The sequence below is a fragment of the Campylobacter sp. CNRCH_2016_3089 genome (genome assembly GCF_025772505.1).
Classification (GTDB): domain Bacteria; phylum Campylobacterota; class Campylobacteria; order Campylobacterales; family Campylobacteraceae; genus Campylobacter_D; species Campylobacter_D lari_D.
Window position 1 is genome coordinate 63,595 of record NZ_JAKMSF010000004.1, and the last position, 26,217, is coordinate 89,811.

The 26,217-nt window shown below is 30.2% G+C and carries 29 protein-coding genes and 2 tRNA genes; 11 read left to right on the top strand and 20 right to left on the bottom strand.

Annotated elements, in window-relative coordinates:
* The 5 genes from rplB to rpsJ are packed head-to-tail and all read right to left on the bottom strand — an operon-like array spanning position 1 to position 2,623.
* Entirely contained in the window at positions 1-831 is an 831-nt protein-coding gene (rplB, locus tag L8W69_RS03645) for a 50S ribosomal protein L2 (protein ID WP_039625087.1), read from the bottom strand.
* A 1-nt stretch (position 832) separates the two neighbouring features.
* Positions 833-1,114: a 50S ribosomal protein L23 gene (locus L8W69_RS03650; protein WP_039617139.1), complete on the bottom strand. Its 282-nt coding sequence runs from the start codon at positions 1,112-1,114 to the stop codon at positions 833-835.
* Position 1,115: 1 nt separating this feature from the next.
* Positions 1,116-1,730, bottom strand: coding sequence for a 50S ribosomal protein L4 (gene rplD / locus L8W69_RS03655; protein ID WP_039617137.1), 615 nt, complete (start codon positions 1,728-1,730; stop codon positions 1,116-1,118).
* A complete protein-coding gene (gene rplC / locus L8W69_RS03660; RefSeq protein ID WP_012660811.1) occupies positions 1,727-2,302 on the bottom strand; it encodes a 50S ribosomal protein L3 in 576 nt (191 codons plus the stop codon). Before rplC ends, rplD begins: the two co-directional genes overlap by 4 nt.
* A gap of 9 nt (positions 2,303-2,311) precedes the next feature.
* Positions 2,312-2,623, bottom strand: coding sequence for a 30S ribosomal protein S10 (gene rpsJ / locus L8W69_RS03665; RefSeq protein ID WP_012660810.1), 312 nt, complete (start codon positions 2,621-2,623; stop codon positions 2,312-2,314).
* Positions 2,624-2,849: 226 nt separating this feature from the next.
* Between rpsJ and L8W69_RS03670 the strand changes: the two genes are divergently transcribed.
* Both L8W69_RS03670 and L8W69_RS03675 read left to right on the top strand, forming a co-directional pair.
* A tRNA-Ala gene (locus L8W69_RS03670) sits at positions 2,850-2,925 on the top strand.
* A gap of 18 nt (positions 2,926-2,943) precedes the next feature.
* Positions 2,944-4,005, top strand: a complete 1,062-nt coding sequence (locus L8W69_RS03675; RefSeq protein ID WP_263666453.1) for an ATP-binding protein — start codon at positions 2,944-2,946, stop codon at positions 4,003-4,005.
* On the opposite strand, the gene L8W69_RS03680 is transcribed toward L8W69_RS03675, so the two are convergent.
* Genes L8W69_RS03680 through coaE form a run of 3 tightly spaced genes read right to left on the bottom strand, consistent with a single transcriptional unit; the run spans position 4,002 to position 6,022 of the window.
* Entirely contained in the window at positions 4,002-4,709 is a 708-nt protein-coding gene (locus tag L8W69_RS03680) for a glucosaminidase domain-containing protein (protein ID WP_263666454.1), read from the bottom strand. The two genes, L8W69_RS03675 and L8W69_RS03680, sit on opposite strands and share 4 nt — an antisense overlap.
* Entirely contained in the window at positions 4,684-5,433 is a 750-nt protein-coding gene (gene dapF / locus L8W69_RS03685; protein ID WP_133319131.1) for a diaminopimelate epimerase, read from the bottom strand. Before dapF ends, L8W69_RS03680 begins: the two co-directional genes overlap by 26 nt.
* On the bottom strand, positions 5,420-6,022 hold the full coding sequence (gene coaE / locus L8W69_RS03690) for a dephospho-CoA kinase (RefSeq protein ID WP_263666455.1): 603 nt from the start codon (positions 6,020-6,022) through the stop codon (positions 5,420-5,422). The genes dapF and coaE overlap by 14 nt, the downstream gene beginning before the upstream one ends.
* Positions 6,023-6,080: 58 nt before the next feature.
* On the opposite strand from coaE, the gene purM reads away from it, so the two are divergent.
* Positions 6,081-7,070: a phosphoribosylformylglycinamidine cyclo-ligase gene (gene purM, locus L8W69_RS03695; RefSeq protein WP_263666456.1), complete on the top strand. Its 990-nt coding sequence runs from the start codon at positions 6,081-6,083 to the stop codon at positions 7,068-7,070.
* A gap of 270 nt (positions 7,071-7,340) precedes the next feature.
* Here purM and L8W69_RS03700 read toward each other — a convergent pair whose 3' ends face one another.
* The 7 genes from L8W69_RS03700 to L8W69_RS03730 all read right to left on the bottom strand — a co-directional run bounded on the left by L8W69_RS03700 (position 7,341) and on the right by L8W69_RS03730 (position 16,512).
* Positions 7,341-10,865: a hypothetical protein gene (locus L8W69_RS03700; RefSeq protein ID WP_263666457.1), complete on the bottom strand. Its 3,525-nt coding sequence runs from the start codon at positions 10,863-10,865 to the stop codon at positions 7,341-7,343.
* Positions 10,866-11,162: 297 nt separating this feature from the next.
* A complete protein-coding gene (gene sodB, locus L8W69_RS03705; RefSeq protein ID WP_263660389.1) occupies positions 11,163-11,816 on the bottom strand; it encodes a superoxide dismutase [Fe] in 654 nt (217 codons plus the stop codon).
* A 67-nt stretch (positions 11,817-11,883) separates the two neighbouring features.
* Positions 11,884-12,393 carry an anaerobic ribonucleoside-triphosphate reductase activating protein gene (gene nrdG, locus L8W69_RS03710; RefSeq protein WP_165955263.1) on the bottom strand — a complete coding sequence of 170 codons (510 nt, stop codon included), beginning with the start codon at positions 12,391-12,393 and terminating at the stop codon, positions 11,884-11,886.
* The gene (locus L8W69_RS03715) at positions 12,365-14,644 is read right to left on the bottom strand and encodes an anaerobic ribonucleoside triphosphate reductase (protein ID WP_263666458.1); all 2,280 of its coding nucleotides are present in this window, start codon (positions 14,642-14,644) and stop codon (positions 12,365-12,367) included. The genes nrdG and L8W69_RS03715 overlap by 29 nt, the downstream gene beginning before the upstream one ends.
* 132 nt (positions 14,645-14,776) lie before the next feature.
* Complete coding sequence (locus L8W69_RS03720; RefSeq protein WP_133319126.1) at positions 14,777-15,391, bottom strand: BspA family leucine-rich repeat surface protein; 615 nt, start codon at positions 15,389-15,391, stop codon at positions 14,777-14,779.
* Positions 15,392-15,609: 218 nt separating this feature from the next.
* A tRNA-Glu gene (locus L8W69_RS03725) sits at positions 15,610-15,684 on the bottom strand.
* A gap of 69 nt (positions 15,685-15,753) precedes the next feature.
* Entirely contained in the window at positions 15,754-16,512 is a 759-nt protein-coding gene (locus L8W69_RS03730; protein ID WP_263659189.1) for an exodeoxyribonuclease III, read from the bottom strand.
* 99 nt (positions 16,513-16,611) lie between these two features.
* On the opposite strand from L8W69_RS03730, the gene L8W69_RS03735 reads away from it, so the two are divergent.
* Genes L8W69_RS03735 through pyrC form a run of 4 tightly spaced genes read left to right on the top strand, consistent with a single transcriptional unit; the run spans position 16,612 to position 19,746 of the window.
* Positions 16,612-18,159 (top strand): phosphoethanolamine transferase, encoded by a 1,548-nt coding sequence (locus L8W69_RS03735; protein WP_263666459.1) that lies wholly within the window; start codon positions 16,612-16,614, stop codon positions 18,157-18,159.
* Positions 18,159-18,530, top strand: a complete 372-nt coding sequence (locus L8W69_RS03740) for a diacylglycerol kinase (protein ID WP_263666460.1) — start codon at positions 18,159-18,161, stop codon at positions 18,528-18,530. Before L8W69_RS03735 ends, L8W69_RS03740 begins: the two co-directional genes overlap by 1 nt.
* Positions 18,515-18,745 (top strand): helix-turn-helix domain-containing protein, encoded by a 231-nt coding sequence (locus L8W69_RS03745; RefSeq protein ID WP_012660796.1) that lies wholly within the window; start codon positions 18,515-18,517, stop codon positions 18,743-18,745. The genes L8W69_RS03740 and L8W69_RS03745 overlap by 16 nt, the downstream gene beginning before the upstream one ends.
* 8 nt (positions 18,746-18,753) lie before the next feature.
* The gene (gene pyrC, locus L8W69_RS03750) at positions 18,754-19,746 is read left to right on the top strand and encodes a dihydroorotase (RefSeq protein WP_263666461.1); all 993 of its coding nucleotides are present in this window, start codon (positions 18,754-18,756) and stop codon (positions 19,744-19,746) included.
* Positions 19,747-19,755: 9 nt separating this feature from the next.
* Here pyrC and L8W69_RS03755 read toward each other — a convergent pair whose 3' ends face one another.
* Together L8W69_RS03755 and L8W69_RS03760 are read right to left on the bottom strand one after the other, a co-directional pair.
* The gene (locus L8W69_RS03755) at positions 19,756-20,454 is read right to left on the bottom strand and encodes a class I SAM-dependent methyltransferase (RefSeq protein WP_263664511.1); all 699 of its coding nucleotides are present in this window, start codon (positions 20,452-20,454) and stop codon (positions 19,756-19,758) included.
* Positions 20,454-20,801, bottom strand: a complete 348-nt coding sequence (locus tag L8W69_RS03760) for a Fur family transcriptional regulator (RefSeq protein WP_220566989.1) — start codon at positions 20,799-20,801, stop codon at positions 20,454-20,456. The genes L8W69_RS03755 and L8W69_RS03760 overlap by 1 nt, the downstream gene beginning before the upstream one ends.
* A gap of 126 nt (positions 20,802-20,927) precedes the next feature.
* On the opposite strand from L8W69_RS03760, the gene L8W69_RS03765 reads away from it, so the two are divergent.
* The 4 genes from L8W69_RS03765 to L8W69_RS03780 are packed head-to-tail and all read left to right on the top strand — an operon-like array spanning position 20,928 to position 24,655.
* Positions 20,928-21,773 carry a metal ABC transporter solute-binding protein, Zn/Mn family gene (locus L8W69_RS03765; RefSeq protein ID WP_263666462.1) on the top strand — a complete coding sequence of 282 codons (846 nt, stop codon included), beginning with the start codon at positions 20,928-20,930 and terminating at the stop codon, positions 21,771-21,773.
* Entirely contained in the window at positions 21,770-23,098 is a 1,329-nt protein-coding gene (locus L8W69_RS03770) for a nickel/cobalt transporter (RefSeq protein ID WP_263666463.1), read from the top strand. Before L8W69_RS03765 ends, L8W69_RS03770 begins: the two co-directional genes overlap by 4 nt.
* Complete coding sequence (locus L8W69_RS03775; RefSeq protein WP_263660398.1) at positions 23,098-23,847, top strand: metal ABC transporter ATP-binding protein; 750 nt, start codon at positions 23,098-23,100, stop codon at positions 23,845-23,847. The genes L8W69_RS03770 and L8W69_RS03775 overlap by 1 nt, the downstream gene beginning before the upstream one ends.
* Entirely contained in the window at positions 23,840-24,655 is an 816-nt protein-coding gene (locus L8W69_RS03780) for a metal ABC transporter permease (protein WP_263659196.1), read from the top strand. Before L8W69_RS03775 ends, L8W69_RS03780 begins: the two co-directional genes overlap by 8 nt.
* Here L8W69_RS03780 and L8W69_RS03785 read toward each other — a convergent pair.
* The 3 genes from L8W69_RS03785 to rpmI all read right to left on the bottom strand — a co-directional run bounded on the left by L8W69_RS03785 (position 24,632) and on the right by rpmI (position 26,152).
* Positions 24,632-25,531, bottom strand: coding sequence for a DNA ligase (locus L8W69_RS03785; protein WP_263666464.1), 900 nt, complete (start codon positions 25,529-25,531; stop codon positions 24,632-24,634). The genes L8W69_RS03780 and L8W69_RS03785 overlap by 24 nt on opposite strands.
* Positions 25,509-25,862, bottom strand: coding sequence for a 50S ribosomal protein L20 (gene rplT / locus L8W69_RS03790; protein ID WP_039617097.1), 354 nt, complete (start codon positions 25,860-25,862; stop codon positions 25,509-25,511). Before rplT ends, L8W69_RS03785 begins: the two co-directional genes overlap by 23 nt.
* A gap of 98 nt (positions 25,863-25,960) precedes the next feature.
* The gene (gene rpmI, locus L8W69_RS03795; RefSeq protein WP_039617094.1) at positions 25,961-26,152 is read right to left on the bottom strand and encodes a 50S ribosomal protein L35; all 192 of its coding nucleotides are present in this window, start codon (positions 26,150-26,152) and stop codon (positions 25,961-25,963) included.
* Positions 26,153-26,217 lie beyond the last annotated feature (65 nt).

Below are 26,217 nucleotides of genomic sequence, written 5' to 3' on the forward strand. Positions count from 1 at the left end.
TTACTTTCCTTTTCTTCTTGAAATTATTAGCTTATCGCTAGCTTTTTTACGGCGAGTTTTAGCACCTTTAGTTGGTTTACCCCATGGAGTAACTGGATGACGGCCTGAATTTTTCTTACCTTCACCCCCACCGTGCGGGTGATCAACTGGGTTCATCGCAGAACCTCTTGTTTGAGGACGAATACCTCTATGGCGGTTTCTTCCTGCTTTACCGATAGTCACATTTGACCATTCTTCATTACCAACTTCACCGATACTTGCCATACATTCAGCTAAAACTTGTCTCATTTCACCACTTGCAAGTCTTAAGATAACATATTTTTCTTCTTTACCCATTAATTGAGCATAAGCACCCGCTGAACGGATCATTTGTCCACCTTTGCCCGGTTTTAACTCGATATTGTGTACAATAGTACCCACTGGGATGTTTCTTAATTTCATAGCATTACCTGGTTTAATGTCAAGTCCGCTTTCAGCAGCGCAAATAACATCACCAACGCTTAAACCTTTTGGTTGTAAGATGTATCTTTTTTCACCATCTCTATAAGAGATTAATGCAATACGACAATTTCTGTATGGATCATACTCGATTGCTTCAACTTTACCTTCAATACCAAATTTTCTTCTTTTAAAATCTATAATTCTGTAAAGTTTTTTAGCACCTGCTTCTTTATGACGGCTTGTGATTCTACCATTATTGTTACGACCTGCATGAGCTGGAAGTTTTACAAGTAATGAACGCACACTAGCTTTTGCTGTGATATCATCAGAGCTTACACCTGTGATGTATCTTCTACTTGGAGTATATGGTTTATAAGTTTTAATTGCCATCTTATGCCTCCGAACTTTCTAAGCTCACACCTTCTGGTAGCTTAACATAGAATTTTTTAAAGCTATTTCTTTGACCTTCACGACCTCTAAAACGCTTTACTTTTCCATCCATTTTTAAAGAATTAATTCTTACTGGAGTTACACCAAAATATTCTCTTAAAACTTCTTTTAAACCATTTTTAGTCATTTTTGGAGAAGTTTGAATAACTACAACACCTTGCTCTTGAAGGTTTAAGCTTTTTTCAGTGTAAAGTATTGTTTTTATATCAGTAATATCTGCCATTTTAACCCTCTTTTACGATAGATTCAAGCGCTGCTTTTTCAATGATAACAGCATTAAATACAGATACTAAATAAGCATTTACTTCGCTAATATCAACTACATAGCAATTTGCTAAGTTTCTAAAAGCAAGAAGTGTTTTTTCATCTAGTAAATCTTTTACAATTAAAGCATCTTTTAAACCAAGCTTTTTAATAACTGCATTTGCATCTTTTGTTTTACCGCTTTCAATGCTTAAACTATCTACTGAGAATAATGCATTGTTTTGTGCTTTATCAGCCAATGCTCTTTCAAGCGCTAAGCGTTTTTGTTTTTTATTAACTTTTTGGAAATAATTACGATTGTTTGTAGGGCCAAATGCTACAGCACCACCAACCCAAACATTCGTTCTTGTTGAACCTGCTCTTGCACCACCACGACCTTTTTGTCTCCATGGTTTTTTACCACCACCGCTTACATCGCTTCTACCTTTAGTATGAGCTGTGTTTGCTCTAAGGCTAGCAAGATAAGATTTTACATATAAATAAAGGTTGTGAGGATTAACTTCTGCATATTTTGCTGGAAGATCGAGTTCACTAGCTTTTTCAAATTTATCATTTAAAACAGTTACTTTACTCATTTTGCAATCCTTATTTTACCCATAGCACCATTAAATCCTGGTACCGCACCTTTTACTACTAAGATGCCATTTTCTTCATCAAATGAAACTACTTCATTTTTAACAGTAACTTTTACATTACCATAATGACCTGCCATTTTCATACCTGGTTGAACACGACCTGGCCATTCGCGGTTACCGATTGATCCGTGGCGTCTGTGGAATCTTGAACCGTGACTTGCAGGACCTCCGGCAAATCCGTGTCTTTTAACAACCCCACTATAACCTCTACCTTTAGAATTAAAGCTTACTTTTAAGATAGAAGCTTCTTTTAAAGGATTAAGATCAATATCACCTGCTTCTGTGTTTGCTACTTCTAAAGAAGCAAATCTATTATATTCAGCTGAAAGATTGTATTTTTTTTGCTGACCTGCAATGCATTTATTATTTGCTTTGCCTTTTACATAAGCAACCAAAGCTTTTCCATTTTCTACTTCACATACTTTAGTTTGAACAAGTTTAAGTAAGGTTACAGGAATGCTTGGTGTGCTGATTGTTCTACTCATACCAATTTTTTCTACAATGTATTCCATATTCTATCCTTATTTACCCATAGCTCTTACTTCAACATTGACCTCTGGAGCCAAGTCAAGCTTAGTGAGTGAATCTACTGTATCTGGAGTAGCTGCTACAATATCAAGCATACGAGCATGAATTCTCATCTCAAATTGTTCGCGTGAATCTTTATTGATGTGTGGAGATTTCAAAACTGTGTATCTTTTGATTTTTGTAGGCATTGGCACTGGACCTCTGATGTCAGCACCTGTTCTTTTAACAGCTTCTACAATTGCTGCAACTGTGCGATCTAGAACTCTGTGGTCATAAGCTTTTAGCTTAAGCCTGATTCTTTCCATATTTTTTCCTTTGTAAAGAACTCGTTAGACCCATAAAAATCTAACCACCATATAAAATGATGTTGAGATTATATAAAAAGAGCCTTTGCTATGTCAAGAAATTTATACATTTTTTTTAATTATTTTCCTTTTAAAAAGGATAAAAATTAAATTTTATAAAATTTACAAGATTTTTTATACATTAAGAAAATCTAAGAAAAAATATAGTATGATTTCAAAATCTAAAGGGGCATTAGCTCAGCTGGGAGAGCACAACGCTGGCAGCGTTGGGGTCAGCGGTTCGAACCCGCTATGCTCCACCATTAATTACAAAGAAATTTATGAAATCACTACAATTTTTTTACGATAATTACCCAAAATTTCAAAAATTTGATGAAAGAAAAATTCAAATTCAAACCCATAAAAACATCATTATAAAAGGTGGTTTTGCAAGTGGTAAGAAAAATTTAATTTTAAATTTTTTATCTTTGTACAAAAGTGAAAATATACTTTTTATTGATTGTGATGATTTGAAATTTCAAGCAAGTGCTTTGGTAAATTTAAATTCGTTTTTAACCTATAATCCACAGATTAAATTTTTAGCACTTTGCAACTTTACTCATGATTTTGACTTTGCCAGTTTAAAACACCTTAATTTGCAAATCATAATAAGCGTTTGTGATAGCAATTTTCATTTAGATTATTTTGAAGAACTTCATTTAGATTATTTAGACTTTGAAGAATTTTTAAGCTTAAACAAAAAATACGCTGATACTAAAACCATGGTAAGTTATTTTTTACATACAGGACGCAATGTGATTTTAAATCACAACTTTAACACAAACTCATCATACTTAAGAAGTTTTTACACTCCATTAGAGCTTACCATACTCAAACAAATTGCCTTAGAACTCGGGAATGAATTTAGCGTTAATGAGCTATTAAAAACACTAAAAAATACTATAAAAATTTCCAAAGATACCTTATATAAAAGCATAGAAAAACTAGAATCAAACTACACTTTGTATTTTGTAAAAAATCTTGAAAAAAATTTAAAAAAAGTATATTTTTGGGACTTTTCACTAAAAAATTCTCTAAGCATACAAAAAGACTTTAGTGCTTTGTTTGAAAATTTGATTTTAAGCGAGTTGTTTAAATTTGAACAAGAAATTTTTTATACCAAATATTTTGATTTTTACTTACCAAGTCTTAAAAATGCATTTTTATGCTCGCCCTTTAAAGATAAAGATTTACTTAGTTTAAAAGTCAAAAAAATACTTAGTAAAAACCAACTTGCACTTTCGACTATTTATATCATCACGCTTTCACAAAGAGATGAGTTTTTCATAGAAGGGGTGCGTGTGATGATTTTACCTTTTGATGAGTGGGCTTTAGGAAATTAATCTAACTCATCAAGCTTATGTTGATTTATGATAGAAATAATAAGCTTAGTATAATTACTTTTAATCTCTGAATATTTTTCCAAATGACTTGCCGCTTCTTTACCATCAAGTTTTTCATTTTGATTTATAGCATCCCACCGCCAAGCTCTAAATTCCTTATAAGCATCATGACGATTTAAATTTAGCAAGTATGAATCCACGCTTTCTTGCAAGGTATCAAATATACGAATTTTATGAGTTTTACCTTCACTTCTTTCTTTTGGAATCAAACCTTTCTCGCCCCAAGTCCATTCTCCAAATAAATTATTTGCTTCTTTAGCAAAACGACTTGTACCAGTTGCGCTTTCAATAATAGCTTGAGCTATAGCTAAAGACTTTGGCACCTTTTGGATACGCATTTGGTATTCTTTATGATCGTATAAATTTTTAACACGGTATTTTTCTTTTAAAGACCATAGTTTTTGCACAGCATTAGTATTTAGCTTTCTAAAATTATTCTTTATAGCTTCCTCAAAAAAAATATCTATAAATTCTTTTTCATTTTCAATTTCTTTGAAAGAAACATCTAACAAAGCATTGATTTTTTTGATAAAAACTTCACGCTTTTCTTTTATACTTAAAGCATAATAATGTTTATCAAAACCTGCTATAAATTCAGCTTTTAAAAATAAAAAACTACTAAGTAAAATTATAATCAGCTTCAAAACAGCACTTTACCTTTCCTCTGAAAAATATTTGATCATCCTCTAATCTAAAATATAAATTTTCTTTGCTTTTTGGCTTTACTAAAATATCATCTTTAACTTTTTGATTTAAATAAGCAAGATAAAAACAAGCTCCCATACCTGTACCACAAGCTAAAGTCTCATCTTCTACCCCGCGTTCATAGGTTCTAACTCTTATAAATTCTTCATTTTCTATTTTAGCAAAATTAACATTTGCGTTATATTTTTTACGCACTTCTTTGCATAAATTTACATCAAATTCATTTAAATCATCAACAAAAGTCACCATATGTGGCACACCTGTATTACATCCTTGCCAAATTCTATCTTTATGTTTAAAAGCTTCTTTAATATCCTTCACTCCACTTAATTTAATCTCTACCATGTCATCATCAACAAATGATTTTATAAGTCCTGCTCCGGTTAAAAAATTTAAATATTGTGATTTTTTTAGATAATGATGAGCAAAATGAGCTGCTGCACGCGATCCATTACCACACATATTTGCTTTACTACCATCGCAATTATAAAATTCCCATTCAAAATCATATCTATCATGAGGCACAACTACTATAAGTCCATCAGCACCTATGCCCTCATAACGATTACAAAGAATTCTAGCTAACTCGCTACGATCTTTTTTTTCACCATCTGCAAATACTACAAAATCATTTCCGCTTGCACAATATTTATAAAATTTCATTTTTAACCTTTAAAGTATGTTTTAAAAAATTTAGCACATTTTCTTCAAATTTTTCATAACTTGAAATATTTTTTATCACAAAATCTGCTTTTTTTAGTTTTTCTTCTATATCAAGTTGCAAATTAATTCTTTTTAAGGCTTCATTTTCATCTAAATTATCTCTTTGTATTAATCTTTTTAATAAAATTTCTTTTGGAGCATAAATCAATATACTTTTTCCTAGATCTTGATAATGATTATTTTCAAAAAATAAAGGTAATTCTATAAAAAAAGCCTTATTTTTTTTATCTAAAATTAGTGCTTTTTGTAAAATTTCTTCTTTGATTTTAGGATGTAAAAAACCTTCTAACTTTTTTTTGGCGTTTAAATCATTAAATACAATAGCACCAAGCTTTTTTCTATCTATTTTTCCTGCTATGATTAAATCATTATTATCAAAAAGTTTAGCTATGGAATTAGCATTTTCATTTAAAAGCTCATGAGCTATCACATCTGCACTTAAAGTATCAAAACCCAAATTTTGAACTATTTTTATAAAGCTTGACTTTCCACCTGCTATACTTGAAGTCACAAAATAAGCATTTTGCATAATTTAACCTTAAAATATTTTTAGTTAAAATACCTTTTAAATTCTTAAAGGAAGATAAATGAATATAAGCTATGAAGATGCGGGCGTAAGTATAGATAATGGTAATACTTTTGTAGAAGCAATCAAGCCTTTAGTAAAAGAAACTTTTAATGAAAATGTTTTAGGTGGCATAGGTTCTTTTTCAGGCGCTTTTGCCATGCCAAGTGGTTTTAAAAATCCTGTTATGCTAGCAGCAACAGATGGGGTAGGCACAAAGTTGCGTCTTGCTATTGATAGTCAAAAATTTGACACCATAGGCGAAGATTTAGTAGCAATGTGCGTGAATGATTTAATTTGTAATTTTGCTACGCCTTTGTTTTTTCTAGACTATTATGCAAGTGCAAAGTTAGATGTAGAAGTAGCTAAAAAGGTTGTAGCAGGGATTGCTAATGGTTGTAAAAAAGCAAATTGTGCCTTAATAGGCGGAGAAACTGCTGAAATGCCTGGAATGTATCATAACAATGACTTTGACTTAGCAGGTTTTTCAGTGGGCATGGCTGAAAAAGATGAAATAGATAGAAGAAATTTTGTAAAAAATGGAGATATTTTACTAGCTTTGCCTAGTAGTGGGCTTCATTCTAATGGATATTCTTTAGCTAGAAAAGTATTATTTGAAGTACAAAAGCTTAAATTTGATGATAAAATAGATGGTAAAAATTTAATCGATATTTTACTTGAACCTACAAGAATTTATGTAAAAGACTTTTTAAAATTAAAACCCTTCATCAATGCACTAGCTCATATAACAGGTGGTGGTTTAGTAGAAAATTTACCTAGAGTTTTCCCAAGAGGAATAGGTGCTATTATTAGAAAACATCATCTAAAAACTCCTGAAATTTTTTATCAAATAGGCCAAAGCGTAGAAGAAGCTGAAATGTATAGAAGCTTTAACATGGGTGTGGGCTTAGTTATGGTGGTAGATCCATCTAATGTAGGAAAAGTTTTAGAGAATTCAGATGCTTATGTAATAGGCGAAGTTGTGCTAAATGAAGGGGTTGTTTTAGAGTAATTAACTCCCTAGAGTTTGCTAATAAATCACATTGAGCTTAAAAATAAGCTTAATGTGATAGAGTGTATTTAATAAGGAGTTTATTGTTTTTAAATTATTTATAATACTAAAAATTTTTATAGTTTTTATATTCAACATTGGCACATTCTTAACTTTATTGTACCAATTGTGCTTTTTTTAAATTTTTATTTTGTCATTTTATAATCTGTTTTAAGCAAACTCTGGGCAATTAATTAAACACTAAGCCTTAAAAGGCTTAGTTAATCATTATTAAAATATAAAGTCAAACTGTAAAAATCCCGTATGCGAATGAGAATTATTTGCAAAAGTTCCATTATAATTAAATGACATTTCTAAATCTTCTGCCAAAGAAAAAATCAAAGACGCACTTGCATATTGATAAGTTCTTGGCAAATCTAAGGTTTCACTTGCTTTTAAGTTTGCAAAATTTACTCTTGATTCTACTTCAGGATTAAAATTAATTCTTGCACCTGCTTCAAATGAAGTGCTAATTTGTGGATGCCATTTATTAAGCCATTTAAGAGATGCCGTACTTGAAAAGAGATTTAATTCACTCTTATAATATCTTTCATGATTTAATGCTCCATCTCCATGCATGCTGAAAGCTTTTGTGAAACCACCTTCATAGTTTAAAGACACCTCAGGAGTAATTATATTATCTGCCCCATCTAAATAAAAATTCATACCAGTTCCAATACTTGCTCCATAACCATAGGTATCTGTATTACCATTAGCCTCTCTTTTTCCTTTATCAACAAATTTTTGCACATCATTTTTGGTATATGCTGCTTTGGTATGGAATTTAAAAAAGGCTTCTTTTATCTCATCTTCTAATAAAATATTAGAATACTTCAAACCAGCATACACTGTTTGCATTTTTAAAGAAAAGTAATCTTTAGTATCCATATTAGCTTCTTCGGTTCCTACATAAGCTCCTAGCATACCTATATCTTTTAAGGTATGAAAACCTGCTACTACACCTTTAGTATTTCCTTTAGAATAATCATTTGTTCCTAAAAGCTTAATGCTATTAGATGAAAAATAAGGCAATACAAAGCCGTGATAATGCTCATCTGTATCAAAACCTACTAAGTCTTTATTTGTTTTATGATTATTGTGTATTCTTGCATGTTTGTAAGCCATTCTTGATGCATCATCTAAAACAGTATCAAGGAAGAATGATCTCATCATATAAGTGTTAATTACTGTTTGAGCCATAACAGAACCCACACCAGCACTTACATCTGCTAAGGTTTTATATTGTCCTGTTATAGGATCATAAACTAAATTTAATAAATCATTGTTTGAACCAACATTACCTACTCCTATGTTACCACCACTGCCAGTATTATTAACTATATTGTCAGGATTGATAGGTTTGCTTGCATCAAAATTTGGATCTGAAGTATCTACTGTGATATTATCTATATTTGTAGAACCACTACCACTACCGCCTACATTAATAGCTCCATCAAAGCTACCATCTTCATTTGGTTTTACTATCCAATCATCTACAACAACATTACCATTACCATTATTAGTAATGTGATTACCATCTTTATCAGGTTTAACTGTACCTTGGTTATCTATATTAACATCATTATTACCATTATTAACTATACCACCGCCGATATTACCATTGGAACCATTTGAAATAGAAGTATTACCGCCGCCACTACCTACAGTGATAGAGCCACCTAAATCTCCATCATTTTTGATTTCTAAATCACCGTTGTTATTCTCAATAGAACCGCTGATAGAACCACTATTGTTAATTGAGCCTAAATTACCATTGTTTGTAATATTTCCACCTATACTACCATGACCGCTATTGATAATCTTATCTACAGAAGATTTTTCACCTATAGATACATCCCCTGTAATTTTTCCATAATCATCATTAATGATATTACCTACTTTTGAGCCATTATCAACGCTAACATTACTGCTAATAAGCCCATTACCAGAATTAGAAATATTAGTAACTTCGCTACTATTATCAACTTTAATACCACCAGTAATCTCTCCTTGCCCAGCATTGATGATGCTTCCAACTATACTCTCATTATCAACGCTAACATCTCCTGAGATTTTACCAGTAGAAACTCCATTATTATAAAAAGAACTTGCCAAAGCACCATTGATAATATTCTCAACTTTAGAGTGATTATCTACTTTTACACTACCGCTAATCTCCCCACTTCCAGCATTGATGATACTATCTATCTGTCCTTTATTATTAACCTCTATAGAACCCTCTATTTTACCATTATCTTGATTTATTATACCACCTACTATAGAAGAGCCTTCTCCATCCACTTTTATAGTTCCGGTAATCTTGGCATTATCTTTATTTAAAATACCAGTAACCACACCGCCACTACTGATTAAAATAGATCCGCCTATATTAGCATTATCAGCATTTATAATACCAAATCCATTCTCACCACCTGAGATCATACCTTTATCTTTAACCTCTATAGTTCCTTTTAAAGCAGATCCTCTGCTTAAATAAATTCCAGCAATTCCACCATGTATTGCAGAATTTTTTCCAGCTATAGTTGTGTTTTGATTTAAATATGCGTGATCAAAATACATCCCATAATCACCTCCATATACCACGCCACCATTTTTTATAGATATATCGCTTGTAGTAGAACCTGTACTTAATAAAATACCACTTTCTCCTCCATAAATACTAGCATTATCAACATATAAATCTCCTAATGTTTGCCATTGACTTATATTTATACCATATCTTTTAGCTTTTATTATTCCACCATCTTTTATGTCTAGAGTTTCAAATTTACCATAAGATACAGCAATTCCATCATGATTTGATTCTATAGTGCCCGTATTAGTAATATTTTCTATTTTACCACCGCCTTCTAGCTTAATAGCTGCACTCCAATCATTAGTTCCTGTAGAAGTTATATTACCAGAATTGTTTATAGTTCCAATATTTCCTCCATAAACATAAATAGCAGCAGCGTCGCCATCATTAATAGCTCCGCTATTTTCTAAATTATCTAATGTAGAGTTCCTAATGTAAATACCATAAGTTTTTGCATCTATAGAACCTATATTTTTAAAATTAGTTATAGTACTCCCTGCTGAAATACTAATACCTTTTCCACCTGAAGACTTAATAGTTCCGCTATTAGTAAAATTAGTTATAGTATTCCCTGTTGAAATATTAACACCAACTCCACCTGTAGATTTAATAGTTCCACCATTGGTAAAATTAGTTATAGTGGTATTACCCAAATATATTGCTTCACCACTGCCTGATTGTATTAAACCTGAGTTGTTAAAATTTTCAATTGTTGATTTGTTGCTACTATTACCCCAAACAGTGATAGCGAATTTATTATTTCCATCACCTATTGTTCCACTATTGATAAAATCTTTAATACTAGCACCATTTTGATTGTTTTGTCCTATATTAATTGCAGTACCATTTGATACTCCACCATTAACATAACCCACATTATTGATAGTTACATTAGTAGCACCACTATTTACATTGATAGCGTTATTATTATTTGTATTGATACTACCCTCACTTGTGATAGTTAATGAGTTATTTTCACTTCCATTTATAGTAACGGTGCTTGTTTGTTTATCATTTATAGTACACTCTGTACCGCTACTACAGCCACCACCGCTAATATTTTTTGAATTTTTTACTTGTTTGGTTTTAGTGTTTTTAACACTACTATTAGAATTTTGATCATTTATAGTTACTATACTAGCATTAGCACAGGTTGCCAAAAAAGATATAGTCGCTAAAGATAAGAAAGTTTTTTTAACAAAAGAAAGATTATTGTTTGAATAAGATGATTTTAAAGTGGGATTATTTTCGCATACCCCCCCCCATAGAATAAGACATTAAAACTCCTTGATTTATTAAAATTTTTTGTAATGATAAAAAATAATTATTAATATTTTTTAAATATGATAGTGCTTTTGTTAATTATTTGTGTAAATTAGGATATTTTTATTGTTGTTATTCTTAAGATAATTTAGCTTTGATTAAAAAAAGCCTCTTAAAAATAAGAGACTTTTTTCTTATTTTATAGGATGAAGTTCATTTGCATAAAAGCTTACTGAATTCATACCTTCTTTGATAGCCCATTCATAAGCTTTTACTACAAATTCCCAGTTAATGTGTGCGTAGAATTTATCTAAATACGCAGGGCGCGCATTACGGTGATCTACATAGTAAGCATGCTCCCACACATCAACTACTAAAAGTGGAACCTTACCTTCAGTGATAGGTGTAGCAGCATTGCTTGTAGCTACTAATTCTAATTTTTGATTTTGAGTGTTATAAACTAGCCAAAACCAACCAGAACCAAATACTCCTGTAGCTCCTTTGATGAATTCTTCTTTTAAATTTTCCATAGAACCAAAGTCTTTTTCAACCGCTGCTTTAAACTCATCACTTAAAGAACAGCCACAGCCACAGCATGCTTTTGGCTTAATGCAGTCAAAATAAAAGTCATGGTTATACACTTGAGCAGCGTTGTTAAAAACTCCGCCATTTGAGTTTTGTATGATATAAACTAAATCTTTTCCTGCAAATTCAGTATCTTTAATAAGATTGTTTAGGTTATTTACATAAGTTTGATGGTGTTTGCCATGATGAAATGCAAAAGTTTCTGCACTCAAAAAGTCTCCAAAAGCGTCTGCTTCATAAGGTAGTTTTCTTAATTCAAACATATTGTTCTCCTTTTTTAAATTTTATAGCATTCTAACATAGTTAAGTTAAAAAAGACTAAATGAGTCTTTATTTTTCAAAAAGTATTACTTTGCCTTGCTCTAAGCTTTTTGCTACATCAATAATGCGTTGGTTTTTACTACCTTTAAATTTTAAAGATAAGTCTTTTTGCTCTAAAATAAACTTCCCATCTATCAAAACATCAGCTAAGATAAGCAATTCTTTCATAGCTTGCTCTTGTAATAGCTCTTCATAAGTAAAACCTGTATATATAGTAAGATCAAGCCCTAAAGCCTTAATGTGTTTTGCTAGAATACTTAAATTTTTTGCTTGCATAAAAGGCTCCCCGCCACTAAAAGTAACACCTTGGAGCAAAGGATTTTTACAAATATCATCATACAAACTTGCTAAATCTTGCAAATATCCTTTGTTAAAATCATGTGTTTGTGGATTATGGCAACCTTTGCAATGATGAGGGCAGCCTTGAGTAAAAATCACATAACGCAAACCATAGCCATCGACTATGGATTCTTTTATGACACCGGCTAATCTAAGAAAAATCGTGTTTAATTCTTGCATGAACTTCAGCTTTTTTAGCGTCATTAAAACGATCAAGCGTTCCTACTAAATAACCTGTGATTCTTCTTATGCGTTCAAATTTAATATCATCTTCTTTTCTATGGCACTTTGGACAAAACTCATCTATCACACCACTATAACCACATACCGGATCTCTATCTAGTGGGAAATTAATCGAGCCATAGCCTATATTGCTTTCTTTCATACATTTTATAATGCGTTCAAAACTTTCTAAATTCTTACTCACATCGCCGTTTAATTCTACATAAGTAATATGCCCGCCATTATTTAACTCATGATATGGGGCTTCGATTTGAATTTTTTCATATATACTAATAGGAAAATCCACAGGAATATGAAAAGAATTAGTATAAAATTCTTTATCGGTTATGCCTTTTAAAATGCCGTATTTTTTTTGATCTAGCTTTAAAAACCTTCCACTTAAACCCTCGGCTGGAGTAGCTATGAGTGAAAAATTCAGTTTGTCTTTGAGTGCTTTTTCATCGACAAATTCACGCATAAAACGCACGATTTGCAAACCTAAATCCCTTGCTTCTTGACTTTGTCCATGATGAGAACCTACTAAAGCTATTAAACTCTCACAAAGTCCTATATAACCTATAGCTAAAGTCCCGTGTGCTATGATTTTTTCTACGCTATCATTTTCTTTTAAAGAATCTGAATCTATCCAAATTCCCTCGCCCATTAAAAATGGGAAATTTTTAACCTTTTTTAGACTTTGAATTTTATATCTATGAAGTAATTGCTCATACACAAGCTCCAATTTTTCTTTTAAAAGTGAGTAAAAAAGCTCTAAATTTCCTTTGGCTTCTATGGCTAAACGCACAAGATTTATACTTGTAAAGCTTAAATTTCCCCTGCCGCTTGTGATTTCTTTGCTCTCATCATAAACATTTGCCATAACCCTAGTTCTACAACCCATATAAGCTACTTCACTATTGTAATCATTTTTTTTATAGTATTTTGCATTAAAGCTTGCATCTAAAAAGCTAAAATTTGGAAAAAGTCTTTTAGAAGCACATTCTATAGCGAGTTTAAAAAGCTTGTAGTTTGGATCTTTTTCATTATAATTAATACCTTCTTTTACTTTAAAAATTTGCACAGGAAAAATTGGTGTTTCACCATTTCCTAAGCCTTTCATCGTGGCTTTGAGTAAATTTTCTATTACCATTTGCCCTTCAAAAGAAGTATCGGTGCCATAATTTAGCGTGCTAAAAGGCACTTGAGCTCCTGCTCTTGAGTTCATAGTATTAAGATTATGCACCAAAGCTTCCATAGCTTGAAAAGTCGCATCTTGGGTTTGCTTTAATGCTCTTTTGTAAGCATAAGCATTTGCTTGTTTTAAAAAATTCTCATCACTATTTAAATCAAGCTTTAAAAGCTCTTTAAAGCATTCTTTTTCGCTTGAAACTTGAAAATTAGCATTTTTAAAGCATTGCTCATCTAAGTTTTGCTCTAATTTTATTTCAAAAAAAGCATTTATAGCCTTTTTATACTCTTTTTGAAAAGTCTTTGCCACACCCTTTGCCATAGCAAAATCAAAATTTGGTATAGATTGACCTCCATGCATTTCATTTTGATTAGCCTGTAAAGCAATGCAAGCTAAAGAAGCATAAGATCTGATATCATTTGGCTCACGCAAACTTCCATGTCCAGTGCTAAAACCATTTTCAAAAAGCTTTAACAAGTCTATTTGACAACAAGTTTGTGTTAGCATATAAAAGTCTTTATCGTGTATATGTATATCGCCATTTTTATGTGCATTTGCGATATGTTTTGGTAAAATACACTCATCTACATAGTATTTTGCTCCTTCTGAACCATATTTTAACATCATACCCATAGCACTATCTGAGTTGATATTGGCATTTTCTCTTTTTAAATCAGCTTCTTTGGAATCTTTGAAGGTTAAATCATCATACAAATTTAGCAAATCATAGCTACCATTGCGGATTTGTGTTCTTTTTTGGCGGTATAATATATAAGATTTTGCAGTATTGATTAAAGCATTTTTTATTAAAACCTCTTCAACTTTATCTTGAATTTGTTCTACCTGTGCATGATTTTCATCAAGCAAAGCTACAACCTCATCACAAAGCCTACCTAATTCATCATTTTCTAATTTTTTATCAGTAGAGTTTATATTGGCTCTAAAAATAGCATTTTTAATTTTAAAAATATCAAATGCAACTTGACTTTTATCTCTTTTTGTAATAAATTTTATTTTCATGTAAATTTTCCTAAAAAATAATCTCTAGAAGCTAAAAAATAACGCTTTATGAAGATAAGTTTAGTACAAAAACTTGATGAAAAACTTAAAAAGACAAAAGAAAAATTCACACAAAAATTGTGTGAATTTTGTTTATTCTAACTCTATACCTTTTACTGCATAAAGTTTATCAATACCACGATTTCCAAACATTTTTTCAGTATTACAATCCTTTTGGATATTCCACTCATCTAGCTCATGATGGAAATTTTTGCAATTGTGAAAAAGATATGCCATAGTAATTACATTTTGCACATCCCAATTCACAACACTATGCTCATACGCATGACAGTTTTCAAAACAATGTGCCATTCTGGTAGTATTTGAAGTTTTCCAATGCAATAAAGAATGATTAAAATTAACACAATTAAAAAACATATAAGACATATCTTTTAAATTTTGAGTATCCCATTTTGATAAATCTTGATTAAAATTTTTGCAGTTAAAAAACATACTTGCCATATTTTCAACTTTAGAAACATTCCAGCGTGACAAATTTGCATTAAAACTTTCGCAACAATAAAACATATAAGACATATCTTTAGCATTTGATACATCCCAATGTTCAATACCTAAAAAATCCAATCTTTTAGAATAATAAAATACATAAGAAAAATCATCAATCAAAGATACTTCAATATCCCTTAGAGAAATTCTTTCATTATGCACCAAATTCATTAACTCATTTTTGCTTTTAGGTCTATACATTTTGTCCTCCTTTTTGTATATTTTAAAAAACAAGTGTGAAGTCAATGTAAAAAATTTACAAATTATTAACAATAACTTTCAATATATTAATAATAAGTATTTTAAAATAAACTTAATTTAAATAAGATAAAACAAATAAAAAATATTTAAATCGAACAATGTAACTTTTTGTAAAATATGACAATGATTATCAAAAAAAGCGGATATAAAATAGTAAGTGGTGACCCATACGAGACTCGAACTCGTGTTACCGCCGTGAAAGGGCGATGTCCTAACCGCTAGACGAATGGGCCATTTTGCAGTTTTAAGATAAAATTATAACAATTTTTACTTAATAATTATTTAAGGCATTAAAAAATACCTTAAATATCGATTTCTATCCCTACAGGAGCATGATCTGAGCCAAAAATATCATCTCTTATAAAAGCATTTTTAAGTTTATCTTTTAAGCCATTAGAAATGAAAAAATAATCAATCCTCCAGCCTACATTTCTTTCTCTTGCTTTCATTCTATAACTCCACCACGAATACTTTTCTTTAACATCGCCATTTATATGTCTAAAAGTATCTATAAAACCTAATTTTAATAAATCATCTATCCAAGCACGCTCAATCGGTAGAAAACCTGAAGTTTTTTCATTAGCTTTTGGGTGGGTTAAGTCTATCTCACGATGTGCGGTATTAACATCTCCACAGATGATAATTTCTTTACCTTCTTTTAAAAGTTTATCTAAATACACTAAAAAATTATTATAAAATTTCATTTTAAAATTCAAACGCTCTTCATCTTTTTGACCATTTGGAAAGTAAATATTAAACAAAACTACATTTTTAAAGCTATGCTCTAAAACTCTACCCTCATCATCATCAAAAAACTCACATTTTTTTACCTCACAATCAAAATTACACAAGCTCATTACACCTGAATACCCTGCTCTTTTAGCACTATTTGAATACATATGTTTAAAAGGATACTCATAAATTCTTTTTGGAAATTTATCCTCGTGTGCTTTGATTTCTTGAAAACCTATAAAATCAATTTCTTCTTTTTCAATCCAATCAAGTGCATTTTTATCACAAATTGCCCTTAGGCCATTTACATTCCATGATAATAATTTCATAATTTAATCCTTAAACTTACAAAAAGCAAAATCATACCATAAAGATATTAAGTTAACCATTTTTATTTATAATTAAATCTTTAATTTTGAAAGGATTTCATGAAATTTTTTAATATATCGTGGCTTAAATTTATTATTTTGAGTGCTTTTTATATAACTAGTATCAATCTGAAATTGTTTTCTTATATTCACGAAAATTTACATCCTCATAATAATGATATTTCCATTATTTTATATATAATTATATATTTTGCGCTATTAGTTGGAATTTTCGCTTTATTATTTTTGCCTTATCTTAGCAAGATTTTAATGATTTTTTTAATAGGTGTGAGTTCAATTAGTAGTTATTTTATGATCAATTATGGTGTTATTATAGATCATGATATGATTAGAAATGCTATGCAAACTGATCAAAAAGAAGTACGCGATCTGATTAATTTTAATATTTTTGTTTATATATTTTTTACTTTTGTGATTCCAGCATTTTTAGTTATAAAAACTAAAATAGAATATCACAATATCAAAAAACATTTAATCATTAAATTTGTTGCTTTATTTGTTGCTTTATTTGTTGCTTTTGGATTGCTTGGAATTTTTTCAAAAAGTATTGTACCATTTTTAAGAACTTATAATGAAGTAAGAGTTTATAACACTCCTTTTTATCAAATTTATTCAGCAATTAAATATATAAAATTAGAAGTTATTCCAGAAAAAGAACTTCAAAAGATAGCTTTAGATGCGAAAATGGAAAAAGACTTAAACAAAACTATGATTTTAGTCATAGGGGAAACCGCTAGAGCAAATAACTATTCTTTGGGTGGTTATACCAAAAATGATACTAATTTTTATACCAAAAACGAACCTAATTTAATATATTTTGACAATGTAAGCTCTTGTGGGACAGCAACTGCTAGAAGTTTACCTTGTATATTTTCAAGACACAAAAGAGCTACTTTTGACAATAGTCTTTATGAAGAAAATGCTTTAGATATTTTACAAAGAGTTGGAGTTCAAAGTGTTTGGCTTGGAAATAATTCTGGAGGTTGCAAAGGAAACTGCGATCGTATAGCACATAAATTGATTTCAAAAGATTATGATGAGAGCTTACTTGAGCTTGTAAAAGAACAATTACAAAATCCATCTTCAAGTAAAATCATAGTCGTTCATTTGCAAGGTTCTCATGGACCAGCTTATTTTAAGCGCTATCCAAATGAGTTTAAAAAATTTACGCCAACTTGCGATACAAATGAATTACAACAATGCTCGCAAGAAGAATTAACTAATACCTATGACAATACTTTACTTTATACAGATTTTATCATCAAAAGTCTTATTGACTTATTAAAGCAAAGTCCTTCACAAAATGCCTCATTGTTGTATGTATCAGACCATGGAGAAAGTTTGGGAGAAAATGGAATTTACCTTCATGGAATGCCCTATTTTATAGCACCAAAAGAACAAACTCATGTTCCTATGATTCTTTGGAGCAAAGATAATAATTTAATCCAAGAATTACAAAAAAAGAAAGATTATAAATTATCTCAAGATAATATTTTTTCAAGTTTATTAGGATATTTTAATGTCCAAACTAAAGAATATGAAGAAAACTATGACTTATATAGTAAAAATTTAAAGGAAAATCCTTAATGAAGCCAAAGTATTCTTTATTTAAAAATGCAAGTTATGCTTTTAGTGGCATTAAATTCTTGCTTAAAGATGAAATGGCTTTTAGAATAGAATTTGCCATTATCTTACCTTTGATTTTTGTAAGCTTTTTTTTACCTGTGAGTTTTTTAGAACATTTTGTGCTTATTTTAGTATTAGTTTTGATTTTAATTATAGAAGCATTAAATTCTGCTATAGAAGCTTGCGTGGATCTTTGTACGAGCGAATTTCACATCTTAGCTAAAAAAGCAAAAGATTGTGCGAGCGCTGGGGTGTTTTTTAGCGTTGTTTTGGCTATAATTACTTGGAGTTTTATTCTTTTTAATATGGCTAGAGAATGGATGATAAAGTAAAAACACTATGCATAAAAATCTTTGGTAAAAAACGCTTTGAAATTTTAGAATTTTTAGCCCTTCATGCTAATGAAGATGGCTTTGTCTTTGCAAATATCGAAGAACTTTCTAAAAAGTTAAACATCAGTAAACCAACCATCATTTCTACTTTTAAATTTTTAGAAGAAAAAGCTTTGCTTGAAAAGCTCAAAAACGGCTTATATAAACTCAAATAGGAGATAAAATGACACTTAAAAACCCTTTGGATATGCATTTACATTTACGCGATGAAAGCATGCTTGAACTTGTAGCTCCATTTAGCGCAAAAGACTTTAAAGCGGGAGTTATCATGCCAAATTTAATCACTCCGCTTACTGAAATAAATACACTAAAAGCTTATAAAGAACGCATTTTAAAAGCATGTAAAAATGAAGATTTTACGCCTTTGATGACTTTATTTTTTAAAGACTATGATGAGCAATTTTTAGAAAAAGCTAAAGATGAAATTTTTGCTATCAAACTTTATCCTGCAGGCATAACTACAAATTCAGATAATGGAATTTCAAGCTTTGATATAGAAAAGTTAAAACCTACACTAAATGCTATGAGTGAGCTTGGCCTGCCTTTACTTGTACATGGAGAAACAAATGATTTTGTAATGGATAGAGAGGCAAATTTTGCTAAAATCTATGAAAAATTAACTAAAAATTTTCCAAAATTAAAAATTGTAATGGAACATATTACCACTAAGGTTTTGTGTGATTTATTAAAAGATTATGAAAATTTATACGCAACTATCACTTTACATCATTTAATGATAACCCTTGATGATGTAGTAGGTGCTAAGATGGACCCACATTTGTTTTGCAAACCTATTGCAAAACGCTATGAAGACAAAGACGCTTTATGTGAGCTTGCTTTTAGCGGCTATGAAAAGGCTATGTTTGGAAGCGATAGCGCACCTCATCCATTGCACACTAAAGAATGTTGTGGTTGTGCGGCTGGCGTATTTAGCGCACCGGCGATTTTACCTGTATTAGCTGAACTTTTTGAAAAACACTCAAATGAAGCAAATTTACAAAAATTTATTTCAGATAATGCTTGTAAAATCCATAATCTTAAATTTGAAAAAGATAAAATCATCACTTTAGAAAAACAAGAATGGCAAGTAGCGCAAAAATACGGCGATGTGGTGCCATTTATGGCGGGAAAAACTTTAAATTTCAAGGTTATTTAGCCTTGAAATTTAATCAATAATCAAAAGTTTTATCTTAGCTTCTATAATCTCTTCTACCTCATCTTTTACAAAGCTTTCTAACTCTTGTTTGTTTGCATTAATGCCATTCATACTCAAATGCCATAAAGCATTTTCTATCGCACTATCTTTATCTCTTTTTACTACTCTAGTTTCATTAAAAATTTCACTCTCATAAGAAATATTTTGCGCATTTAAAAAACTTTGTAAATCCTCTTCATAAAAACCTTTAAAATGCGTGTTAAAATGCTCAAATATAGGATCTAAAAAGCTACTTTTGCGCCTACTCGCCCAGCCTAAATACACTTTTTTAGAAGCTAAGTTTAAAAAAGCTTTATAGTCTTTTTCATTTTGCAAAGCAGGAGACATACTCAAAAAGGCTAAATCAAAATTTGTGTTATTGTTTTTATAAAAGTTTTCAAAGTCTAAATTTAAAGTTTTTATATTTGATATAGCATGAGTTTTTGCATCTTCTTGTAAAATTTCAAGCATAGCACTAGAGCTATCTACACCCAAAACACTTTTTGCTTTTTGTGCTAAATGCAAAGTCCAAACACCACTTCCACAACCTATATCCACCACGCTTTTATCTTGTAAAGACCCAAGTTTTGCAAAAGTAACTTTTTGAATTTCGTTTAAGTTAGAACTATATCTTGCATAGCTTTTTGCTTTTTTATTCCATAAATTCATTATTCATTCTCACATTTTTGGCAAATTCCTTTAATCACAACACTTTTTATAATCCCTTTAATTTCAGGCATTTTTACATCACTAATCTCATGACATACATCGCATATAAAATGTGCTTTAGCATGATCTGCTAATTCATAAAAACTTTTGCGATCAAGTTGACTTTTATTAACAATACCCTTTTTTTCAAAAAGCTCCATATTTCTATAAAAGCTAGTTTTATTTGCTTTGAGATTAAATTGATCATAACTTAATGGGGTTTTAGCAAGAGATAAAATTTGCAAGATTTCCACTCGTAAAGTTGTCATAGAAATATCATGTTTTTTTAATAAATCAATAGCTTCCATAATTCTACCTTAGAAAATAAATGTATTTTACCACAAAAAAAGTTTTATAAATGCAACTTAATTTTTAAGTTGCAACTAAGTTGCATTATATATAATTACATAAATTTTAATAATCAGGAGGAAATAATGTTAAAAATATTGTTATTGTTATTATCATGCGCACTTGCTTTTTCAAAACCTATTGTGAGTGTTAGCATACCACCTCAAGCATTTTTTGTAGAAAAGATTGCTAAAGATAGTGTTGAAATTAATATCTTGATTTCACCTAATTCTAATGAACATAATGTAGAATTTAAACCTATGATGATTAAAAATCTTGAAAAAAGCAAAATTTATTTTCTTGCCGATTTAGAACTTGAAAAAATCCTAGAAAACAAATTTAAAAACACACTCAAAAATGTCAAAATTGTTAATATCAATGATGGCATATCATTACTGGAAAATGATGAGACTGATGAACATGACCACGATGAACATGAGCATGGTAAAAACGATCCTCATACTTGGCTAGATCCTGTTTTAGTAAAAATACAAGCACAAAATATCTATAAAGCTTTAAGTCAAACTTTTCCACAAAATAAAGACTTTTATGCAAAAAATTTAGATGATTTTCTTAAAGAATTAGATGATTTAAATTCAGTAATCAAAACAAACTTACAAGATATCAAACACCGAGAATTTATAGTCTATCATCCTAGCTGGAATTATCTTGCAAAAAGATACAACCTCATCCAAATTCCTGTAGAAATTGACGGAAAAGAGCCAAAAATTCAAGATTTGCAAAAACTAATAAAAATAGCCAAAGAAAAAAACATAAAGGTTATTTTTGTTCAGCCTGGTTTTAGTGAAAATTCGGCTAAGGTATTATCTAAAGAATTAAACGCAAAAATTGTTTTTATCGATCATTTAGCTAAAGATTGGGATAAAGAACTTTTAAAAACCATACAAGCATTAAAAATGGCTTTAGAATGAAAATCATTTTAATACTAGCTTTTATATGCTTTCAAAAAGTATTAAGCTGTGCTTTGTGCGCAGCTTATACTCCAACGGCAAATGTAAAATTAGACTTTAACGCAAGTGATGATAGCATCAATCAAACTCATGTAACTTGGGAATTTTCGCAAGATTTTGTAAAAATACTGCTTCAAAACTATGATATAAATTATAATAATACTTTAGACAAAGACGAACTTACTGATATTAAATATACTCTTTTAGATTATATAGAGCCAAGACAATTTTTAATGCAATTTCAATTTTACAATTTAGATGAAAAAATTTACATAGAAAAATTTTTAAATGCCAAATTAATCTTAGATAAAACGAAACTATTTTTCACTTTTGAAGTAAATCTTAACATCCCTATAAAAGAAAATAACACATTTAGCATAAGATTTGAAGATAAGGAAGGATTTTTTAGTTTTAAATTTATACCGCAAGATTTTATCACTTTGAATTCAAACTATTATCTAAGTGCAAATCCCAATTTAAATCTCATATTTTTACAAGCACAAAAAGGCAAAACACCAAATACAACCTTTGCAGAAATTCAAATCAAGCAAAGTCCAAATTTTATAGATGATCTTTTAAATAAATTGCAAATTTTTAACGAAAATATTTTATTGTATATCAAGCAACTTCTTCAACAAGAATTTAATATACAAACATTTTTAATATTATTAATCATATCTTTTGGATATGGCGTTTTTCATGCTAGTGCACCAGGTCATTCTAAAATGCTTACAAGTTCGTATTTTTTAACACACAAAAGCTCATTTTCTAAAATATTTTATTTTGTATTAAAAATAGGCATAGTGCATATAATGAGTGCATTTTTACTTGTAAGCATTGGTATAATTATCCTTGAGAAATTACTCAAAGATATCAATATGGCTGGATTTATTCTTACAAAATTTACAAGTTTACTTATAGTTTTTATAGCTCTTTTTATGCTAAGCAAAAAAATACTTCATAAAAACTCTTGCTCATGCTCTTGCCACTCACATAAAACAAGTGAATGGGTAGTCATACTAGGAGCTTCTTTGGTGCCTTGTCCTGGTGTTATATTACTTTTTATTTTTGCGTATAAATTCAACTTTTTTTATGCTTTAAGCTCTGCTGTGTTTGTGACATTGGGAATGTGTTTTGTATTATTTTTATTTGCTATAGGGGCAAATAAAATTCACCAAAATGTCAAAACTATAAAAATAAGAACCTTACTAGAGTATCTAGCTTTGATATTTATGATATCATTTGGATTATTTTTATTCATCAATACCAAAGAAGGTGTATTTTAGTGGAATTATTTCGAATATCTAATTTAAATTTTTCTTATAATGAAGAACTTGTGTTAAAAAATATCAATCTAAGCTATGATAATAATGATTTTTTATCTATCATAGGACCAAATGGTGGTGGAAAATCAACCCTTATAAAACTCATATTTGGACTTTTAAAAAGTAAAAATATAATTGAATTTAAAAATATAAATTTAAGTCAAATAGGCTATGTCCCACAAAACACTCTAACTAATACCAATTTTCCAACTAGAGTCTTAGAAGTCGTGCTTATGGGAAGGATAAATCATAAAACTTTTGGTTTTTACACCAAAAAAGACAAAGAGTTAGCTCTAGATGCTCTAAAAAAAGTATCTATGCAAGATTTTTGGGATAAAACTATCCATTCTTTAAGCGGCGGCCAAAGACAAAGAGTGCTCATAGCAAGAGCTTTAGTAGGAGAGTGTAAATTGCTTATATTAGATGAGCCTACAGCAAGTGTAGATACTAAAAATGCTATACAAATTTTTGAGCTTTTAAAACAACTTCATCAAAATGGCATAGGTATTATATGCATTAGTCACGACATTAACATAACTTTAGCATATAGTGATAAAATCGCATATTTAAACAAAGAAATTTTTATACACAAAAACATTAAAGATCCAAATAAAATCAACTATATAAAACACTTATACCAAAACCATTCTCATTTTTGCGATGTTGAAATGAGTTTAAATTCTTGCCTATGTAAGGAATGTAATGCTTGAAATTTTAAATTTTAACTTTTTTCAAAATGCTTTATTTTCTTGTGTGCTAGTAAGCATTGCATGTGGTTGTATAGGAAGTTTGGTAATGGTAAATAGGCTTATGTCTATGGCTGGTGGCATTACACATGGGGCATTTGGTGGCATTGGAGTAGCATTTTACTTTTCTTTACCCGTTTTACTTAGCACAAGTTTATTTACTTTGATTTTAGCTTTTATAGTGGCTTATTTAAGCAAACACTATCCAAACAGAAGCGATAGCATTATAGCTGTCATATGGGCGTTTGGTATGGCTATAGGAATCATACTTATAGACTTAAGCCCAAAATACAATAACGACTTAATGGCATATTTATTTGGCAATATATTAACCGTTTCTAATGAAGACATTTGGCTTATGCTTGGTGCAGATATCATTTTTATCATTATCTTATTATGCTTTTATAGACAATTTGAAATCATAAGCTTTGATAGCGAATTTGCTCAAACTAGAGGGATTAACACTAATTTATTTTATTATCTTTTGATTTTTATGATAAGCTTGTGCGTAGTTATTGGTATTAGACTTGTGGGATTAATTTTAGCCATGGCTTTATTAAGCATACCAAGCTTTATAGCAGAAGGTATTAGTAAAAAACTTGGTTGGATGATGATTTATTCAAGTATTTTGAGTTTATGTTTTTGCTTAAGTGGTTTGATGGTGAGTTATTATTTTAATATCTCAAGTGGTGCTAGTATCATTATGATCTCATGTGTTGCTTTTGCTATATTTTTAGGAATTAATGCTTTAAAAAACTTCCCTCGTTCTTAAAAAACTAGCAAATTTTGGTTTGCCATTTTTGGTTAAACCATTGTATTTAAAAGTAATTATAGCACCAATTGGCGGAGGATTTAAGCGATCGCTTTCTTTAAAACCTGAACCTATTTTAAAACTCACTTTTTTACCCTCAATCACTGCTTCACAAAGTAAAGATCCCATTTTACCTTCAAATTTTCCCTTACCTTCAAAATGCTTTTTTACAACACATTCTGTATCATCAAAAGGTTTTAGTTTAAAAGCATTGTTTGATCTTTTCTTTTCATAAGGTGCATTGTTTAATCTTATGATCACACCCTCGCCCTTATGCAAAATGATATCTTGATAAAATTGTTCTAAATGATTTTTATCTTTAATGGAAACTTGTGGAATAATTTTTATAAAATCATTTGGATTTTTAACCAAACACTTTTTCAAAACTTCTAATCTTGCTTCTAAGGTACAAGGATCAAGCTTAAATTCCTCACAAGCATTTGGCACATCAAAGACATTATAACTTACTTTTTGCCAAAGTTTTTCATCAGGATTTTCTTGGCGTATTAAAGATGAAATTTCTTCAAAAGAAGCTCTTTTTATCCAAAGTTCTCCATCTAATTCAAATTTAGGAAAATTTTTTGTGAAAAATGAAGGAAGTTTTATAGTATTTCCTGCTCTTGTTTGCATAGACTTACCATTCCAAAGACCTCTTACGCCATCGAGTTTTTCACTCATGAGATAGTGACTTAAATTTACATCTTTAAATGCTTTTTCATCATAAACTTTAAAAAGCAAAATATCTTTTGCGAAAAGAGAATTTAAAAAGAGAGTAAAGAGAAAAACAAGGCTTATAAAAAGCCTTGCAGTAAGATTAAAGTGCTTTTTTAGCAGCATCTGCAATTTTTGCAAAAGCAGCTGCGTCATTCATCGCTAAATCAGCTAAGATTTTTCTATCAAGCTCAATGCCTGCTTTTTTAAGACCATTTATAAATCTTGAATAACTAATATCATTTAGTCTACAAGCTGCATTGATACGCACTATCCAAAGACGACGGAAATCGCGTTTTTTGCGGCGTCTATCACGATACGCATAAACCAAACTTCTTTCTAATTGTTCTTTAGCTTTTCTAAAGTGTTTGCGGCGACCACTATAAAAACCACGCGCAAGTTTTAAAACTTTTTTATGTCTGCGGCGTCTTACAACACCTGTTTTTACTCTTGCCATATTTATCCTTTCACAAATTGGCGTTCGTTAAACGAATCTTGCCCTTTAAAATAAGGGGAGTTTGAATGACTTTCGTCAAAAACTAAATTTAAGCGAGCTTAAATTCCTAACATTTTTTCAACCGCTTTAACATTGGTTGAGTGAACATACTTAGAAGTGCGAAGATCACGCATTCTTTTAGCAGGTTTTTTAGTCAAAATGTGGCTTCTATAAGCAGCGCCTCTTTTGATTTTATTTTTACCTACTTTGAAGCGTTTAACAGCACTTTTAACGCTTTTCATTTTTGGCATGTGTATCCTTTGGATAAATTTTTTCATAAAAGAAAGCTATCATTTTACTATAACTATGCTTTAGA